We start from the raw sequence: 18,507 nt of genomic DNA on the forward strand, positions 1-18,507 counted from the left end.
AATTTCGCTTTCTCTATCTCACCGGCTTTTTGGTTTAACCTTGCCAGTTCATAATAGTATTCTGCTCTTACATTATCTTGGGTAATGGTAGGCAATGCACTTACTAACCAAGTGTTGGCGGAGTTGATATAAGAATTATTAGGAAAATTATCTGTGAAAACTCTTGTGATGTATACATATGCAGAGCCATTTCCTTTCAATGCCCCTATCATCTTGTTCCCTACCGCTAAAGCCTCAGGCAATTTGTTTTCTTTTATTAGAGCTTTTGTTTCAAACTCCCAAAGCGTATTGTCAGCATACTCGCCTGCGTTTATGCTGGCCATGTATGTTCTTATTTTTTTAAGCTCGGCAGTGCTATACTTTTGACCTTTGGGTCCGTAAAGAGATCTTTGTAGAATTCCACCCAGAATGTTGTTCTGATTATCTGCATGTCCTTCTTCTTTTTCAAAAGCTGCTGCTTTGGCCACATTGGCAAACCAATATTTAGCAAAACCATTATCAATATCGTCAACCGCTTTTTTGGTTAATTCCCAGCTTTCAGCAGAACCTAATTTATCTTTAGGATAAATCTCATATAGAGCGTTTGCTGAGGCTAAGCCAGCAAGGGTGTCTTTAGTTACACGACTGAAAGAAGCATAATTGGCTAGGAAATCAAGAGAACGCTCTCCATCTTCAAAACGTTTGGCGTAACTTGAAGCTCTTGTTTTAGGATTAAGAGCAGCATCAGCGTTTCCGTTTATAGATGCAATGTTTGGGTCTGCACTGGCTTGGTGAACTAGGTTTCCGTCTCCATCAAAATAAAGGAACATAGGGAAGCTAGGAAGCCAAATGTTTCTCTCGTTCAAGAATTTTACCTGCTCAGCTTCTGTAACATTAAGTTTGTAACTGATGAAGTTAGCATTATACTTTTTCGCCACTTCTGGCTCTTTGAAAAATGGCTCTAGGGCCAAGCAGTAAGGACAAGTAGGAGAGTAACATTCCACAAAAAGTAATTCACCTCTACTTTTGGCTTCAGCGAGTGCCTCATTAATATTTCCTTTCCATGAAATTTCCTTTTCATCAATAACTTTTGGAGCTAAATCTGTTGCTTTAGTTTCCTGAGAATTGGACTTGCATCCGAAGGCCAATAGGACTAAGAGAATAGAAATTCCTTTAAGATTTTGAATGTAATTTTTCATTTACTTTTTATACTATATTGATGGTTTTAAGCCTTATGATTATCTGAATCAAGATTTTTCTCGAAATTAACAACAAAACAGGAAACGGCAGCTATATTGATTACGTTGTGTTGTTAAATGGATGTTAAAATAAGAGAATATGTCGATAGCGAATAACGAAGAACTGGAAGGGATAAAGGCTGTAAGTGAAGCGGTAGCCCAAACACTTAAGAAAATGAGAGCACATGCCAAACCTGGTATGAGCACTTTTGAGCTTGATGAATTTGGAGGAGAATTACTGAAGAATATTGGAGCGAAGTCTGCACCTTATGAAAGTTATAAGTTTCCAGGGTGGACCTGTATCAGTGTCAATGAAGTGGTAGCCCATGGCACTCCATCGAAAGAGATAATTCTGAAAGATGGTGACTTAATTAACATCGATGTTTCTGCAGAGATGAATGGTTTTTGGTCAGATAATGGTGGCTCTTTTGTATTAGGAGAAGATGTAAATAACCTTCAGCCTTTAGTGGATGCTTCTAAGAAGATTCTTTTTGAAGCCATAAGTAAGATAAAAGGAGGAGTGAAAATTTCTGATGTTGGCTTTATTATGGAAAATGGGGCCAAAAAAGCAGGTTTTAAGGTGATAAGGAATTTGGCAGGACATGGTGTAGGAAGAAGTTTGCATGAAGAACCAGAAGATATCCTAAATTATAGAGATAAAGCGAATAAGCAGCGGTTTCGCAAAAACTCGGTAGTGGCTATTGAAACCTTTATAGCCACAGCATCTAAATTTGCCGTAGAATCTGATGGAGAATGGAACTTGGTAGGAGATAAGGGTGGTTTTGTAACACAGCATGAGCACACTATTCTGGTAACAGACGCCGAACCGTTAATTTTGACGGCTAATAATGAAATTTGGAATTAAGCATAAATAAAATGGCATATACACTTTACGGAATCCCAAACTGCGACACGGTAAAAAAAGCAAGAACGTGGTTAACAGAAAACGACATAGACTTTGAATTCCATAACTTTAAGAAGGATGGTTTGTCTGAGGACAAGGTCAACGAATGGCTGAAGCAAGAAACCTTAGAGGTACTGGTTAATAAAAAAGGAACCACTTATAAAAAACTATCCGATGAGCAGAAAGCCTCGGTTGCTAGTAATGAAACGGCTGCTGAGATAATGGTTAGTCAGACTTCCGTTATTAAACGTCCTGTGCTAGAAAAGGATGGGGAAGTGCTTGCCGTGGGTTTCAAACCCGACATTTATGATGCCATTTTTTAGTTTCTCTATGGAAGTGAATGGAAGTTTAAAGGGCGTACCAATTCTTTGAAAATGCATTTTATCGTAGTTCAGTGAGGTCATGGGGCCTTGGCTAGGGGGATATATTGATTCATAATACTGCTCAGAATCACTCAAAGGGTTTTGGAGTATTGCTAGGACAGCCATCTCTTGATTAGATTTGAGAAAAATATCCAAATAAGTATGTCTATAAAATCTCTAGCAGTAATTCTTCTTTTTTTCTCTCTGTTCTCTTGTACCAAAGAAACCGAGGTCGTTAAACAGCCCAATATAATTTATATCCTAGCCGATGACTTGGGTTATGGGGATGTGGGTTGTTACGGACAAGAATTAATAAAGACACCTAATATTGATAAGTTGGCGGCAGACGGAATGTTATTCACAGACCACTATGCGGGTAGTTCGGTTTGTGCACCTTCTAGAGCATCATTGATGACTGGTAAGCACATAGGGCACAGTTATGTGAGAGGTAATTATGAAAATGGACCTTTGGGTTTTGGTGCTTGTTTAGAATTGAGAGATCAAGATTTCACGCTTGGTGAGTTATTAAAACAGGCCAACTATAAAACTTCTATCATTGGGAAATGGGGTTTAGGAATGGACGCAACTACTGGTGAGCCAATCAAACAAGGCTTCGATTATAGTTATGGTTTTCTAAATCAAGGTCATGCTCATAATCAGTTTCCAGAATATCTTTTTGAAAATGGAAATAGAGTCGGTATTCAAGAAAATGAGGAAGGGAAAATGGGAGCATTTTCTAATGACATTTTTACTAAAAAGGCTATTGAGCATTTGAATGAGAAGGACACTAAAGAACCATTTTTCTTATATATGGCCTATACCACTCCTCATGCGGAGTTAGTATTGCCGAATTCTGGTACTTTCGAAAATTATACAAAAAGTATAGATGATAAGGCCTTTGTTAATCCTAGTGGGAAAAGTGATAAGGACGGAAACAAGTGGGCTTACAGATCTACAGAAACACCGCTTTCTGCTTATGCTGCTCAAATAAGCCATCTAGATTCTTGTGTTGGGGTGTTGGTGAATAAAATCAAAGAAATGGGTTTAGAGGATAACACCATAATCATGTTTAGCTCGGACAATGGCCCCCATAAGGAAGGCGGGGCTAATCCGAGTTATTTTAAAAGTGGGGGTGAATTTAGAGGAGTGAAGAGAGACCTTTATGAAGGAGGAATAAGGGTTCCGTTTATTGTTAAATGGCCAGGTAAAGTGGACAAAGGAAGTGTTTCAACCCATGTTTCGGCTTTTTGGGATTTAATGCCAACCTTGGCGGAGATTACAAATCAGGATACTGCTGGTTTAGAATCAGATGGCGTTTCTTTTTTACCGACCTTAACTAAAGGAACTCAGAAAAAGCACGATTATCTTTATTGGGAGTTTCACGAAAATCCAAGTTCTGACCAGGCTGTAAGAAAAGGAAAGTGGAAAGCCGTAAGACATGACTATAAAGGAGAGATGGAGCTTTATGATTTAGAGGCAGATAGAGGAGAAATGAATAATGTAGCCTCACAAAATCCTGAGATTGTTAAAGAAATGCTTGGACTGCTAGATAATACAAGAACTCCAAGTGAAATTTGGCCGCTGAAAAGTTTGAAATAGATTAGAAATTCAATTTGAAAAGTATTGGATGCTTCATATTTAGTTTTTTTGCTCTTTTATTCCATTTGAGAGCACAGGGAATTGATGTGAAAAATCTCAGGATTTCGGAGGAAAGTTGGCTTCCGAACCGTTCTGTAAACTGTATTTTTCAAGATTCTGAAGGTCTCCTTTGGGTGGGCACGGGTTCTGGATTGTATGAGTACGATGGTTATGATGTGAAGCATTATGCTACAAAACCAAATCAAACCAACGCTCTTTTTACCAATACGGTAATGAGCCTTTCCGAAGATATTTATGGGAACATTGTCATTTCCATGGAAAGTGGCTTTAGTGTTTTTAATAAAAAAACTAAAGTTTTTCAAACGCTTTCAAGAGAGATAGAGGGTTTTGGAGCTTTAAAGAGGGGATTGGATAAAGATATCTGGGTAGGTAGTAATACAGCCAGCTATCTTTATCAATATAGAAATGAATCTAAGGATGGTTTTTCGCCAGATAGTCTAGAGCGTTTTATTAACCTTTCTAAAGGCTTTGATAAGCTTACGGGTCGTATTGTTGATCTGGAACAAATTAGTTCTGAAACACTTTTGTTAGGTACTTCACAAGGACTTTTTCTGTTTGACTTTAAGCATCAAACCATAAAAGAAACGAAGTACAAGTTTCCCGTAAGCGTGATTCGAAAATCTAAGCTTGGAGAAATATGGGTAGGAAGTCAGGGAAAAGGTTTATATGAGTTCGTAATGGAAAAGGATCAGCTCAAATTGCTGAACCAATACCATTTCGGAAATCCAAAAGAAGCGGGTTATGATTTTATAACTTCGCTTTCTTTTGGGAGAAATAAGGAACTCCTCGTTACGTCCTATCATAGTTTCTATATGAGCTCTGGTTTTGGAAGTAGAAAAGGCTTTGAAGAAGTAAAACTACATACAGATATTTTTGAAGATAATAATATCTTGACTTCTTATATTGACAAACTCGGTGTGATATGGATTGGTACTTTAAGGGGTTTAGTTAAAATTAGACCGGCTTCCATTGAAGTAGAAAGGATAAAATTGAATGTAAGTAATTACATACCAATCAATAATCAGGTCAATTACCTATTCAAAGACAATCAAAACAAAATCTGGGTCAAAACCAGAGACGATGGCTCCTTTATCTTTGAACCCAAAAATGGCAAGTTCGAGAAAGTAGATATCCCGAATAGTATTAGAAGGTTTTATCAGTCAGAAAATGGTGTTTATTATTTCATAGGAGAGGCTAACTTTTATGAACAAAATAGAATAGGAAAAAAAACGGAGTTAAAGGTTTTGCAGACCGCCCAAACGGCTATTAATGTTGCCTTAGAAATAGAAGCTGGAGAGTGGTGGTTGGGTTGTGAAAAAGACGGATTAGAGCGATATTCCGTTAACAAAAAAGGAGTTTATGATAAACTTTTTTCAAAAGTTAACGAACTCAGCAATCATACCTCGACCATCTTTGCCATGATTAAAGACCGTTCAGAGAACGTCTGGATAGGTTCAAGAGGAGACGGACTCACAAGAGTTAATCTCATATCGGGTGAGGTGAAAAAATACTCTGGTATAGATAGAAAGGGGACTATTTCTAGAAGAATTTTAGCTTTGAAAGAAGACGCTAAAGGACAAATTTGGATTGGAACCAGAGAAGGTGGTCTATATAAATATTTGCCAGAGACAGATTCTTTTAGGCAGTATACTAAACTTCATGGACTTCCGTCAGATGTGGTTTGTGCCATTGGCGAGAGCTTAAATAAAGATTTGGTGGTGAGTACGGATAATGGTATTGCCAAATTCATCCCCAATGAGCTCATACCGTTTCAAAGCTTCGGTGTAGAGGAAGAGATACTTTTTGGCGATTTTTCTTTTGGTGCTGTGGCTTCTGGTGAGCATGGGGAGGTCTATTTTGGAAATACTAACGGTATTTATGAAATCAAAACTTTACCAGCACAAGGCCGCCAAATGGCTGCGTTTCATTGGAATTCATTTGAAGTTATAGATACGGAAGGGAATAAAAATGATGGAGAAAACTTAATCAATACCATTTTAGAAAATAAAAGTATTTCACTTAAGTCAAACGAAAATAGCTTTGAAATTCTCTTTTCATTATTAGATTTTGGTATCCCTGAAAAAAACAGATATGCCTATAGGCTTAAGGGTTATGATAATAATAAATGGCGTTATTCACTAGAGGCACATCAGAAAGTCCAGTTTTTAAATATTCCTCCAGGACATTATACGCTGGAGGTGAAATCGTCAAATAGCTACGGGCAGTGGAATGACGAACCTTCAAGTTTTGATATTATAATAGAGGTACCTTTTTGGAGATCCAATGCCGCTTTCATTTTATACTTAGTGCTGTTTATTTCTCTTTTATACTTGGGTTACTTTTTATTTAAGAGATGGGTTAAACTTCAAAAACAACTTCAGGAAGAGAAAGCCCAAGTGGCCTTTCAAGATCAACAAATGGTTCATTTCTCCGATTTGTCGCACGAGATAAAGAACAGGCTAACCATGATTTTAGGACCTTTAGAGAATGCTTTGACCGGTAAAAAGGTGAATCAAGCAGTTCTTAATAATCTTTATGAGCAGGCTCTAAGGTTAAAAAGAATTACGGACCAGATTATGAACATCAGAAAGAGTGAAGGTGGAGAGTTCCTCTTAAAGGTGGGTGAAGGAAACATTTTTTCGTTGTTGGAAACCATCTGTCATGATTCAGAGCCTCTAGCGATTATTAGAGACATAGAACTAAAATACTCTTTCGAGCAAGAGTATCCAGATGCATGGTTTGATGGAGAGTTAATAGAAATTATGATGCTGAATTTACTCAGCAATGCCATGAAATATACGCCACCAGATGGCGTGGTAACCGTCACGGGCGAAACCGTTATTCTTGAAAAGTCTGATTTACCAGATACTTCGCCGCTTCCAGGAACTTATCTGAAATGTACCGTTAGCGATACTGGAATTGGTATACCTGAGGGCGATATTGAGAAACTTTTTAATAGATTTTATAGAGCTACTAATCTTTCCGAATCCGGTGGAGGGAAAGGAATTGGCCTTGAATTAGTGACTAGATTGATTCAAAAGCACAGAGGTTTTATTGATATAAAAAGTAAAGAAAAGGAATTCACAGACGTTACGTTTTATCTGCCGATAGAAAAGAAACATTTTCAGGTGAATGAAATGAAGCTTTCTATAGATAGTGTTCCCATTATTGAGATTGAATCTAGAACCCAAAAAGATCTAAAGACTTATACAAAGGAGAATGGAACCATACCGTCTATATTAATAGTAGACGATGAAACTGATATTCTAGATTTACTGGAGGAAAATTTAAGTGTGAATTTTGACGTAACACGAGCTTTGAACGGAGAGGAAGCTCTCAAAAAGCTGGGTTTAAAAAGTTTTGACTTAATCATAAGCGATTTAGCCATGCCGAAGATGGACGGTCTTTCCCTATTAAGACATGTCAAAAATCAAACGACATGGAATCATATTCCATTTATAATTCTTACAGGTAGAAATTCGGAATCTCAGAAGTTATTATGCCTTCAAAGTGGCGTTGATGATTTTATTGATAAGCCCTTTAGTGCAACTTTAATAAAATGGAGGGCTAAAAACTTGATTGAAAATCGCTCACTTTTAAAAGCCAAATTCACCAAGAAAATTAACCTAGAACCAGAAGAGAGGGAGATGGAATCTCCAGAGGAGTTATTTATTCAAATGGTTATTGGGCATATAGAATCTAATTTGATGAACCCAAGCCTCGGTGTGGAGTTTTTAGCAGAAGAATGTAGTATGAGTAGAGCTACTTTTTATAGGAAAATGGAAAGTTTATTGGGAGAGGCACCCTCTATATTTATCCGTACGTATCGATTGAAAAAAGCGGCACAGCTATTAAAAAGCGGCAACTTCTATATCTCAGAAGTGGCGTATCAAACAGGGTTTAATAACCCAAAGTACTTCACCAAGTGTTTTCAAAAGGAGTTTGGAACAACGCCTTCAGAATACATTAAAAATATAAATGAGGGTTCATTTGAATAAACCCAAAGTGTTTCAGGAAAGTTGGCCTACCATGTTTAATAAAGTAAAGAAAAGAGAGCTTCGGCTCTTTTTCTTTTTTATCTACAAATTATTAATTTCTTAAAAAGTGCCTTAAAATGCTCTCAGAGAGGGTCTAATGGCGGGTTGAAACATTTTTGACCCTTTATTGAGACATCTAGGTAATCTGAGGAAAGTACTTTTGCTTCTGTCAAAATATATTTAATTCTATTAATCTAATACTAACAAGGACTTATGATGAAAAAACTATTTTTCAAGATCACTTTGGTCATCCTTTTTGCCTTTACATCGGTTTGCAGCTTTGGGCAGCAGGTTGTAAAAGGTCAGGTGACTGACGAAAACGACGAACCCTTAATTGGGGTTACTGTGGCTGTTCTGAAAACCACAAAAGGTACCATGACTGATGTGGATGGAATGTTTAGTATTTCTGCTGGTTCAGCAGAGCAGCTTGTGTTCTCTTTTGTAGGGTATAAATCCACTAATGTGATTGTGGGTACTAAAAGTACCATTAATGTGAAACTTGAAACAGACCAAGCCTTACTTGAAGAAGTAGTGGTGGTAGGTTATGGTGTAACTCAGAAAAAGGATTTAACTGGAGCGGTAAGTCAGGTAGACGCAGAACAGCTAGCAGATATGCCGGCTTCTAGAGTAGACCAAATGCTTCAAGGTAGGTCTTCTGGTGTTTTGGTAACTTCTGCCAATGGTTCTCCAGGAGCTAGATCTTCTATCAGAATTAGAGGAGGTAACTCTATTAATGCAGATAACGAACCTCTTTATGTGATTGATGGATTTATTGTAGGCACTGATTTCAACCTTAATAACATCAACACCAATGATATTCAGTCTATTGAAGTATTAAAAGATGCTACTGCCATTTCTATTTATGGAACTAGAGGAGCGAACGGTGTTATATTAATTACGACTAAAAGTGGTGAGTCTTTTGGCGGCGGAAAACCTAATGTTTCTGTAAACCTTTATTCGGGTGTACAGCAAATGGCCAGAAAGATAGATTACTTAAATGGTTACGATAGAGCCGTATACGGTACTGAGTTTGCTGCCAACTCCGGAAGTGCAGATCCATTTGCTGATAAAAGTGAAATCGGAAATTCTGATTGGCAAGATTTAATTTCTCAGACTGGAACAATTTCAAACATGGATTTCTCTATTGGAGGAAATACAAAGGAGTTGAACTACTACGTTTCTGCCAATTATTTCAACCAAGAAGGTATCATTAAAGGAACAGGATTAGAGCGTTACAATTTCAGAACCAACCTTGACTTTAAAATAAGTAAGAAAGTAAAGGCTGGAGTAAGATTAAACGGTTCATTTACGCAAACGGAAAATGATAAAACTGATTTGTGGTCTTTAAGGTCTGCTTTATCTTCGTTCCCTACTTATTACCCAGATGGCGTAACTTATTGGGATCAGAACATTGTTCAAGGAGGAGCGTTTGCGAATCCTTTGGCCAATATTGCTCTTATAACAGACTTTACTTATGGCACCAATCTTCTAACAACGGCCTATTTAGAGTATAGTCCTTGGAAAGATGTGGTTGTCAGATCTACAATAGGACCAAAAATTAACTGGACCAAAAGAAATCAGTTTGATCCTGGAACGCTTCCTACTAGAGCCGCTGCTCAGCAAGGAGGTTTGGCACAAATTGACAATGCTTTTGAATTTGATATTCTTCAAGAAAATACCATCTCTTATTCAAAACAGATTAATGAAAACAACAGAATCAACCTTCTGGGAGGTTTTACCTGGCAAAAAGGCTTAAGAGAAACCACTTTTACTCAAACACAGGGTATTTCTATTGATGCTATTAATTATGACAACTTAAGCATTGGAGACCCTTTGACCTATAGAGTAGGATCTACTTTGGCAGATTCTAGACAGTTGGTTTCTTGGTTAGCCAGAGCTAACTATTCTTTAAAAGATAAATATTTATTCACCGCGGTAGGTAGAGTAGATGGAGCATCTGTATATGCAGGTTCTAATAATGCGTATGCTTTTTTTCCTTCTGGAGCCTTTGCGTGGAGAATTATTGACGAGCCTTTTATGCAGAATCAAAATCTTTTTTCTAACCTGAAGTTTAGAACTAGTTTTGGTACAGCGGGTAAAGAGTCTATAAGCCCTTACAGTACTTTAGCGGTACTGAATAATAACGTTTTGGTTTTCAATGATACCCAGGCTGTAGGTATCCAAAAAGGAAGACCTGCGAACCCAGAACTTAAATGGGAAACTACGAGTCAGTTAGATATTGGTTTGGAATTTGGATTTTTGAATAACAGACTTTCTGGTGAAATAGATTATTACTACAAAAAAACGAAGGACTTACTTTTGGCAAGACAAATTCCTAAAGTAACAGGTTTTGATACGAAACTGGAGAATATTGGTTCTATTCAAAACCAAGGCTTAGAATTTATGTTGAATTCTATCAATATTAATTCTAATGACTTTAAGTGGGAGTCTTCTTTGACTGTTTCTGGAAACAGGTCTAAGATATTGAACCTTGCAGGTTCTGATGAAATTATTATTTATTCTCTCGAGCAAGGAGGCCCTGGAGCTAAGTTAATCGTAGGTCAGCCTGTAGGTGTTTTCACGGGAGTTCAGTATTTAGGAACTTATAAGTCACAGGAAGAAATAAATGCTGATGGAAACCTAGGTGTTCGTCAAGTAATAGGTGGTCCAAGATATAAGGACGAAAACGGTGATGGTAAAATAAACAACGACGACCACATCATGATGGGAAATCCAGAGCCTAAGTTCTTCGGAGGTATTAATAACAGTTTTTCTTATAAAAACTTTAGTTTGGATGTTTTCTTCCAAGGAACCTTCGGTAACGACATCTATCATGAGGCAAACCAAGCTAGCTTATTTGGTTTAAGTGAAGCTAACATTTATGCCGAAGCCATAGACAGATGGAGTCCAGAAAACCCAACATCTGATATTCCTAAAGCTGGTGGTATCGCCAGTGTTTCTGATGTTGTTTCCAATTCTGCCATGTTAGAAGACGGTTCGCATTAAAGATTAAAAAGCTTAAAAGTAGGGTATAATATACCGCTTAAAAGTAATGCCATAAAAAGCTTAAATGTTTATGGTGTAGGAAGTAACCTTTTCTTGATTTCTAAATTCAGAGGTTACGACCCAGAAGCAACCAGATTTGGTACAAACTCTACCGTGAGAGGGATTATAAGAAACCAATATCCTAATGCTAAAACGTTCACAATTGGTTTAAAAGCAGACTTTTAAAGAATAAGATAAATGAGAAAGATAATATTATTATTAACGGTTGTTTTCTTGAGCTCATGCTCAAACTTCCTAGAAGAAAACGTAAGGGGGATAATATCTCCAAATAACTTTTATAACTCTGATCAGGAAGCCATCCAAGCTGCAAATGGCATCTACTTAGGAATGAGAGCAGAAAATCTTTATGGCGGCTGGCAAGGATTGACGGCCTTTACCATTTTTGGTTCTGACGAGGCCATGCCAAGTAGAATTTTCGGCGGATTAGGTGCTATTATGGATTATAACCTAACAGAAACAAATTATGGTAATGCTTACTCTATCTGGAGAGACTTATATGGTGTTATTGGTGATGCAAACTCTGTTATAGTTAATGTAGAAGGCAACGAAAAACTTTCTGTGGCTGTTCAAAATAAGGTTGTAGGCGAGGCTCTATTTTTAAGAGCTATGGCTTATTATCATTTGACTGCCCTATGGGGAGATGTGCCTTTCTTTGTCAGTGATATGCCATTAGATGAGGTAGCTGTTTTAGGAAGATCTAACAAAGATGATATTAGAACAGCCATGATAGCGGATTTGAAAAGAGCCGAAGGGCTTTTGCCATCAGATAATCAAGGGGCAGACATTGGTAGAGCTACAAAATGGGCGGCTAAGTTTTTAAGAGCAAGGTATCATTTATGGGAGCAGGATTGGTCTAGTGCACTAACGGCTAGTAAAGACATCATTGACAATTCGCCACATACTTTAATGGCAAGCTACGGTGAGGTTTTTGCAATTGACAACCAATTTAATAAAGAAGCAATTTTTGGTTTTGACTTTACTAAAGATGTACCAGGGAATGCTCAGGTAATTACAGATAGCTTTAACCCAAGACTTAGAGATGAGCCTAAAAATGCGGCTTTAAGAAATGAGTTCGCAGGGAAATTGACAGATTTAGGAGAAGAATTTAATGGTTATGGCTTGGCAGTTCCTTTAACTGATTTAGTGAAGAAATATCCTAAAGAAGACCCTAGACGAGCTCATAACCTATTGGATAAATATTTAGGATATGACCTAACATTCACGTACTTCACGAAAAGATGTAATTTTGATTTTGTGAATTCTCCTAGAGGAAATCATGGGGAATGGTGGGTTACGATGAGACTATCTCAGGTGTATTTGATGGCCGCTGAAGCAGCTAACGAATTAGGTAATACAGCGGAAGCTCTAACGTATACAAACAGAATTAGACTTCGCGGTTATGGTGTTGATAGCCCTGTAGCAGCAACTGGTCAAAGTGACATTAGAAAAGCTATTCAAAACGAGCTTAAATGGGAACTGGCAGGTGAAGCAGAGAGGCGTTATGACTTAATAAGGTGGGGCATTTTGCTAGAGACCGTTAAAAGTGCTGATTATGGTTTATTTCAAGGGCCAAAAAACATCAAAGATTATATGGTGAAGTTGCCAATTCCCCAAGAAGAAATTGATTTAAACCCAGCTTTATTGGAGTCAGATCCAACGAACAATGGTTATAGATAAATTTTATATGGCTAAAGATTGAGTAAGATTAAAGGTCAGCCGCTTTGTGGTTGACCTTTATTGTTTTTCATAAATAAATATTACAAATATGTGGAGAAAAATAACTGTTTTAGTCCTAGTGCTAGGAGTGTTTTGGGCTTGTAAAACACCTTTTAATAGCACTTCTGATACTTCTAAAAATCCGAACATTGTCTTCATTATGGCAGATGACTTGGGCTATGGCGATGTAGGTTTCAATGGCCAAACAAAAATAAAAACACCTGCATTGGACCAAATGGCACAAGAAGGGGTGGTTCTAACCAATCATTATTCTGGTTCTCCGGTTTGTGGGCCGTCTAGGTCTTGTTTACTTACGGGTACACACACGGGACATACCACGGTGAGGGGAAATCCTAATTGGACCACTTCTGGAGCAGACGTGGTTTTAAAAGAAGATGATATTACCGTAGCAGAAGAGCTCAAAAGAGCGGGGTATCATACGGCCATATTAGGTAAATGGGGCATGGACGAATACGGTGTAAGTGGTCAAGCCAATGCTCAGGGCTTTGATTATTTCTATGGATACAGAAGACATGGTGAAGCTCATCACTACTACCCAAAGCACCTTTGGAGAAATACAGAAAAAGTACTTTTAGACGGGAATATTCCAGAGGAAACATTTGGCCAATATTCTCATGATTTGGTCGTGCAAGAAGCTTTAGGTTATTTGGATGAAAGAGCCGCAACTGCTGAGCCGTTTTTTATGTATGTGGCTTTCACCACTCCGCATTATGAGTTAACGGTTCCAGAAGACTCCAAAAAGCAGTATGAAAATTTGGGTTGGGAAAAAAGGCCTATGAATAAAGGGCATTACTATAATGATGAGGAAGGAAATATAGCCTATGCCGGTATGGTGAGTAGAATGGATAGGGATATTGGTAAAATCAGAGAGAAACTAAAACAACATGGCTTAGATGAAAACACAATAGTGATTTTCACCAGCGATAATGGGCATGAATACGACAATGGGTTCTTTAACAGCAATGGAGCTTTTAAAGGCAGAAAAAGAGATGTGTACGAAGGAGGAATCCATGTTCCTTTTACGGCAGTATGGCCCGGGAAAATAGCTCCAGGTACAACTTCCAATCATCAATCGGGATTTTGGGACTTTTTAAGCACAGCCTGCGAAGTGGCTGGTATTATGCCTACTAAAAAGAACTTAGATGGTATATCATATTTGAATGCCTTGAAGGGCGAGAAACAGAAAACCCACGAATATCTGTATTGGGAGTTTAATGAAGGAGCAGGTCCAAGACAAGCTTTAAGAAAGGGCGATTGGAAATTGGTGCGTCAGTACCAGAAAGAAGATGAATTGTATAACCTTTCTAACGACATCGGTGAAGAAAAGGATCTTTCTAAAATAAATCCTAAAAAATTAAAGGAGCTTCAGGAATTGATTCTTATAGCAAGAACCGATGACCCGAATTATGAACTCACTAAAATTGTAAAGAATAAGTAGTAAGTCTTACTTCTGATAACATTCTTTGAAAGCATTAAGTCTCACTGATGAAAGTTGGTGAGATTTTTTATTGAAATAAATTGGATTGACTTGTTCATTTTTATAAAGTTTTAGAGAAAGGAAGGATATTTTGTGTAGACCTTATTTTCTTTACTTTTACCTTCGGTTTTTCAATCAAAACTAAAATAACCTATAATCATTCGACAGTATGTCAGAAACTAAAATTGCGGCTTTTATGGAATATGTGGAGGCCCGTAACTCCAATGAACCAGAATTTTTACAAGCTGTACAAGAAGTTGCAGAAGTTATTATTCCATTTGTTGAGGAGAATCCTAAATATAGTGGCAAGAAGATACTAGAACGAATGGTAGAGCCCGAGCGTACTATTATTTTTAGAGTACCATGGCTTGATGATAAAGGAGAGATACAAGTAAACAGAGGCTTTAGAGTAGAAATGAATTCTGCTATTGGTCCGTATAAGGGTGGGTTGCGTTTTCATCCAACCGTCAACCTTAGTGTTTTAAAGTTTTTGGGTTTTGAGCAAGTATTGAAAAACTCGCTTACAACACTGCCCATGGGTGGAGGTAAAGGAGGTTCTAATTTTGACCCTAAAGGGAAATCTGATAACGAAATTATGAGATTTTGTCAAGCCTTTATGTCTGAGCTGTTCAGACATTTAGGTGCTAATACAGATATTCCTGCGGGAGATATGGGTGTAGGCGGAAGAGAAATTGGATACATGTATGGTATGTACAAAAAATTGAGAAATGAATTTACAGGTGTATTAACGGGTAAAGGAATTTCTTATGGGGGGTCATTAATTAGGCCAGAAGCCACGGGTTATGGAAATGTTTATTTTACCAGATGCATGCTCAATACACGAAATGATAGTTTCGCAGGTAAGACTGTTCTGATTTCAGGTTCTGGGAACGTAGCTCAATATACCGCTGAAAAAGCGACAGATTTAGGTGGGAAAGTGCTGACCATGTCTGATTCTTCTGGAACGATATATGATGAAGAAGGAATATCTGAAGAAAAATTAGACTTTATTATGGACTTGAAAAATGTAAAGCGTGGCCGGATAGAGGAGTATGTTGTTCAATATCCTAAGGCAAAGTTTTACAAAGGCACTCGACCATGGAATATAAAAGGGGACATCGCACTTCCTAGTGCCACAGAAAATGAATTGAACGAAACGGATGCTAAGAATTTAGTAAATAATGGGTGTATTTGCGTGAGCGAAGGAGCCAATATGCCTAGTACACCTGGTGCTGTTGCTGTATTCCTTAAGGAAAAGATATTGTATGGCCCTGGCAAAGCTTCCAATGCTGGCGGGGTGGCCGTATCAGGCTTAGAAATGTCTCAAAATGCCTTGCGTTATAATTGGAAAAGAGAAGAAGTGGATAACAAATTAAGAGAAATTATTAACGATATTCATGAATCATGTATAAAATATGGCCAAGAAGAAAATGGTTATATTGACTATGTTAAAGGTGCAAATATTGCAGGATTTGTGAAAGTGGCCGATGCCATGCTGGAGCAAGGAGTGGTTTAACCGAAGGCATATATTTAAAGTGACCAAGAACGTTTAAAAGTAAACGGCATTTAACCTGAGCTAGCGTCGAAGGGCTATGGTGATTGAGTTAAAATGGGTTTACGTATGGATTAGAAGCAATTTAGCTACGGTCCCGATAAAATCGGGTGGTTGCCTAATGCATAAAGCGGGTTTAAATTCGGTAAGCACGGCAATCTGTTGTGCTTATTGAATTTAAGTGAGTTTACACTCCCGTTTTTTATGAACCTCAGCTTGTCTAAGGTTTTAAGCCTAACTATAAGCTCTTACACGGTTATTAAGCCACGGAGTTTCTCAGAAGTATAAAAATTACCGGAATAGGAGTAGTATTTCAAGCTAAAGGATTAAGACAGCTGTTTATAAACGCATCCTATGGCCTATATTCATGAGCGAGGTACTTTGGGTAGGGTTATATTTGAGAATTAAGTTTTCAATTGATAAATTCGCTTAAACTTATACAACCCAAATGAAAAAAAATCTTAATCGCCGTGATTTTCTAAAATCATCTGCCGTAGCTTCTAGTTTCTTTATTCTTCCAAGACATGTCCTAGGAAAGGGCTTTTTGGCTCCCAGCGATAAAATCAATATAGCTTTTATTGGTTGTGGTAAACAGAGTAATGGACTTCAGAGTCGCTTTTATGAGACAGGTCAGGTGAATATTGTAGCGGCAGCAGACCCTCACCGATTAAAATTGGAAAGGTTTACCCGTAATCTTAAGAAACTAACTGTGAAAGACAGCTTAGACGCTTCTTTCAAAGCCTATGAAGACTACAGACAAATAATAGAAGATAAATCTATTGACAGTGTGGTGGTGGTTACACCAGATCATTGGCATGCTGCCATGACCGTTAAAGCTGCGGAGGCTGGTAAAGATATTTATTGCGAAAAACCTTTAGCCCTGACCGTTAAGGAAGGACGAGCCATGGTGAAAGCGGTAAGAAAAAATAATAGGATTTTACAAACGGGAAGCATGCAGCGTTCTTCGCCAGAATTTTTAAGAACGGCCGAGCTGATTAGAAATGGTTATTTGGGTGAGATAAAAGAGATTTTTGTGAATGTGGGTAACCCACCCAAAGACATTGACTTTATGGCACAGCCCTTACCAAATCACCTAAACTGGGATTTATGGCTTGGGCCAAATGTGGAGCAAACGCATTATAATGAATTATTGGCACCTACCTTAGAAAATGATTTTTGGGCATTATGGAGAGAGTATAAGCCTTTTGGCGGTGGTTATATTACAGATTGGGGTGCACATATGTTTGATATTGTGCAGTGGTCTTTAGGTATGGATCATTCTGGTCCAGTGAAAGTTTCTGCTCCACTATCTAAGAACATGTTTGGAGATATTCGGGGATTAAAGTACACTTATAAAGATGGGATTACGGTTACCCATAAAGATTTTGGAAAGAATAATGGTATTCGTTTTATAGGTTCTGAAGGGATATTGGATGTGAGAAGAAAGAACCTAGAAGAGCCTGATAGTTTGAAAAAGGTAGCCATTAAATCTACGGATATACGTCTCAAGAATCCTGAAAATCATTATATAGATTTTATCAACTCTATGAGAACTAGAGAGCTGCCAATATGTGATGTTGAGATAGGCCACAGAACTTCCTCTATGTGTAATATTGGAAATATAGCTTATGAACTTGGTACTGAACTGGAATGGAATCCAAAACAAGAGAAGTTTAAAAATAATGCTGTGGCCAATGGCTTTTTAGGAAGAGAGATGGGAGCAGAGCATGGGATTATAATTTAAGTTCTTTTGGAGCTAGAAAAGTCAGAAGTCTTGAGATTTATCAGGACTTCTGAGTTTCTTAATTCAGGCTTATTGATTCATATTACAAGAATTTAGGAGCAGTTTTTTCAATTAGTGGGAACAAATTTGGGCTTCAATAGTAATTAATTTTATAAGCACTTTATCAATGGTCGAATCACTATACAGTACCATGACCTTGTTTTTACAAGCTTTCAATTTATAACTGAGTGGATTTGTTTCTGGCTTATATTGAGTATTTTAAGTTAGTATTTTCTCCTTTTTGCTTAATTGCCTAACCCCAAGATTTGACTTGATTTTCTAGCCAGAGTCTTCGTGTTGGGGTATTATAACTGAAAATATTAAAGAGCAGATTTATCCATAATTACGCAGGTATCTTTTTATTTCAAAAAGTTTACTCTACTTTTGCACTCCCAATCGGAACGCAGGTTTAAATGTTCTGAAAATTTGAAGGGAAATTTGATTCCGTAGCTCAGCTGGTAGAGCAATACACTTTTAATGTATGGGTCCTGGGTTCGAGCCCCAGCGGGATCACAAAAGCCACCGATTTGGTGGCTTTTTTTGTTATATGGATATCTCATTCTGAAAAGCACTACATTGATTTTATGAGGGACCAAGAACAAAAGTTGGGGGATAGCTGTTAAATTCTGAATTTTGGAGAAATTTAACATCTATAAAATTGGAAGAACTAGTAAAGCTATTGTTGCCCGAATTGTTAGTCGATAATTTCAATC

11 protein-coding genes and 1 tRNA gene are annotated in these 18,507 nt (G+C 37.6%); 11 read left to right on the forward strand and 1 reads right to left on the reverse strand.

Features of this window, described 5'->3' with window-relative positions; all coding sequences use genetic code 11:
• Positions 1-1,178: thioredoxin family protein (locus tag ACTBZY_RS18300; protein ID WP_463047807.1), on the reverse strand; the 1,178-nt coding region annotated here is incomplete at its 3' end.
• Positions 1,179-1,317: 139 nt separating this feature from the next.
• Between ACTBZY_RS18300 and map the strand changes: the two genes are divergently transcribed.
• The 11 genes from map (at position 1,318) to ACTBZY_RS18355 (ending at position 18,307) form a co-directional block, all read left to right on the forward strand.
• Positions 1,318-2,082 carry a type I methionyl aminopeptidase gene (map, locus tag ACTBZY_RS18305; protein ID WP_463047808.1) on the forward strand — a complete coding sequence of 255 codons (765 nt, stop codon included), beginning with the start codon at positions 1,318-1,320 and terminating at the stop codon, positions 2,080-2,082.
• Positions 2,083-2,093: 11 nt separating this feature from the next.
• Positions 2,094-2,444 carry an ArsC family reductase gene (locus tag ACTBZY_RS18310; protein WP_463047809.1) on the forward strand — a complete coding sequence of 117 codons (351 nt, stop codon included), beginning with the start codon at positions 2,094-2,096 and terminating at the stop codon, positions 2,442-2,444.
• A 201-nt stretch (positions 2,445-2,645) separates the two neighbouring features.
• Positions 2,646-4,082 carry an arylsulfatase gene (locus tag ACTBZY_RS18315; RefSeq protein WP_463047810.1) on the forward strand — a complete coding sequence of 479 codons (1,437 nt, stop codon included), beginning with the start codon at positions 2,646-2,648 and terminating at the stop codon, positions 4,080-4,082.
• An 86-nt stretch (positions 4,083-4,168) separates the two neighbouring features.
• Positions 4,169-8,140, forward strand: coding sequence for a hybrid sensor histidine kinase/response regulator transcription factor (locus tag ACTBZY_RS18320; RefSeq protein ID WP_463047811.1), 3,972 nt, complete (start codon positions 4,169-4,171; stop codon positions 8,138-8,140).
• 252 nt (positions 8,141-8,392) lie between these two features.
• On the forward strand, positions 8,393-11,185 hold the full coding sequence (locus ACTBZY_RS18325) for a SusC/RagA family TonB-linked outer membrane protein (RefSeq protein WP_463047812.1): 2,793 nt from the start codon (positions 8,393-8,395) through the stop codon (positions 11,183-11,185).
• Positions 11,186-11,278: 93 nt separating this feature from the next.
• Complete coding sequence (locus ACTBZY_RS18330; RefSeq protein ID WP_463047813.1) at positions 11,279-11,410, forward strand: hypothetical protein; 132 nt, start codon at positions 11,279-11,281, stop codon at positions 11,408-11,410.
• Between the two features lie 12 nt (positions 11,411-11,422).
• Positions 11,423-12,922, forward strand: coding sequence for a RagB/SusD family nutrient uptake outer membrane protein (locus ACTBZY_RS18335; RefSeq protein WP_463047814.1), 1,500 nt, complete (start codon positions 11,423-11,425; stop codon positions 12,920-12,922).
• 88 nt (positions 12,923-13,010) lie between these two features.
• The gene (locus ACTBZY_RS18340; protein WP_463047815.1) at positions 13,011-14,420 is read left to right on the forward strand and encodes an arylsulfatase; all 1,410 of its coding nucleotides are present in this window, start codon (positions 13,011-13,013) and stop codon (positions 14,418-14,420) included.
• Positions 14,421-14,628: 208 nt separating this feature from the next.
• On the forward strand, positions 14,629-15,975 hold the full coding sequence (gdhA, locus tag ACTBZY_RS18345) for an NADP-specific glutamate dehydrogenase (RefSeq protein ID WP_463047816.1): 1,347 nt from the start codon (positions 14,629-14,631) through the stop codon (positions 15,973-15,975).
• A gap of 484 nt (positions 15,976-16,459) precedes the next feature.
• Complete coding sequence (locus tag ACTBZY_RS18350) at positions 16,460-17,755, forward strand: Gfo/Idh/MocA family protein (RefSeq protein WP_463047817.1); 1,296 nt, start codon at positions 16,460-16,462, stop codon at positions 17,753-17,755.
• A gap of 479 nt (positions 17,756-18,234) precedes the next feature.
• Positions 18,235-18,307, forward strand: a tRNA-Lys gene (locus tag ACTBZY_RS18355).
• The last annotated feature ends 200 nt before the right edge of the window (positions 18,308-18,507 follow it).

The organism is Arcticibacterium sp. (genome assembly GCF_055134445.1).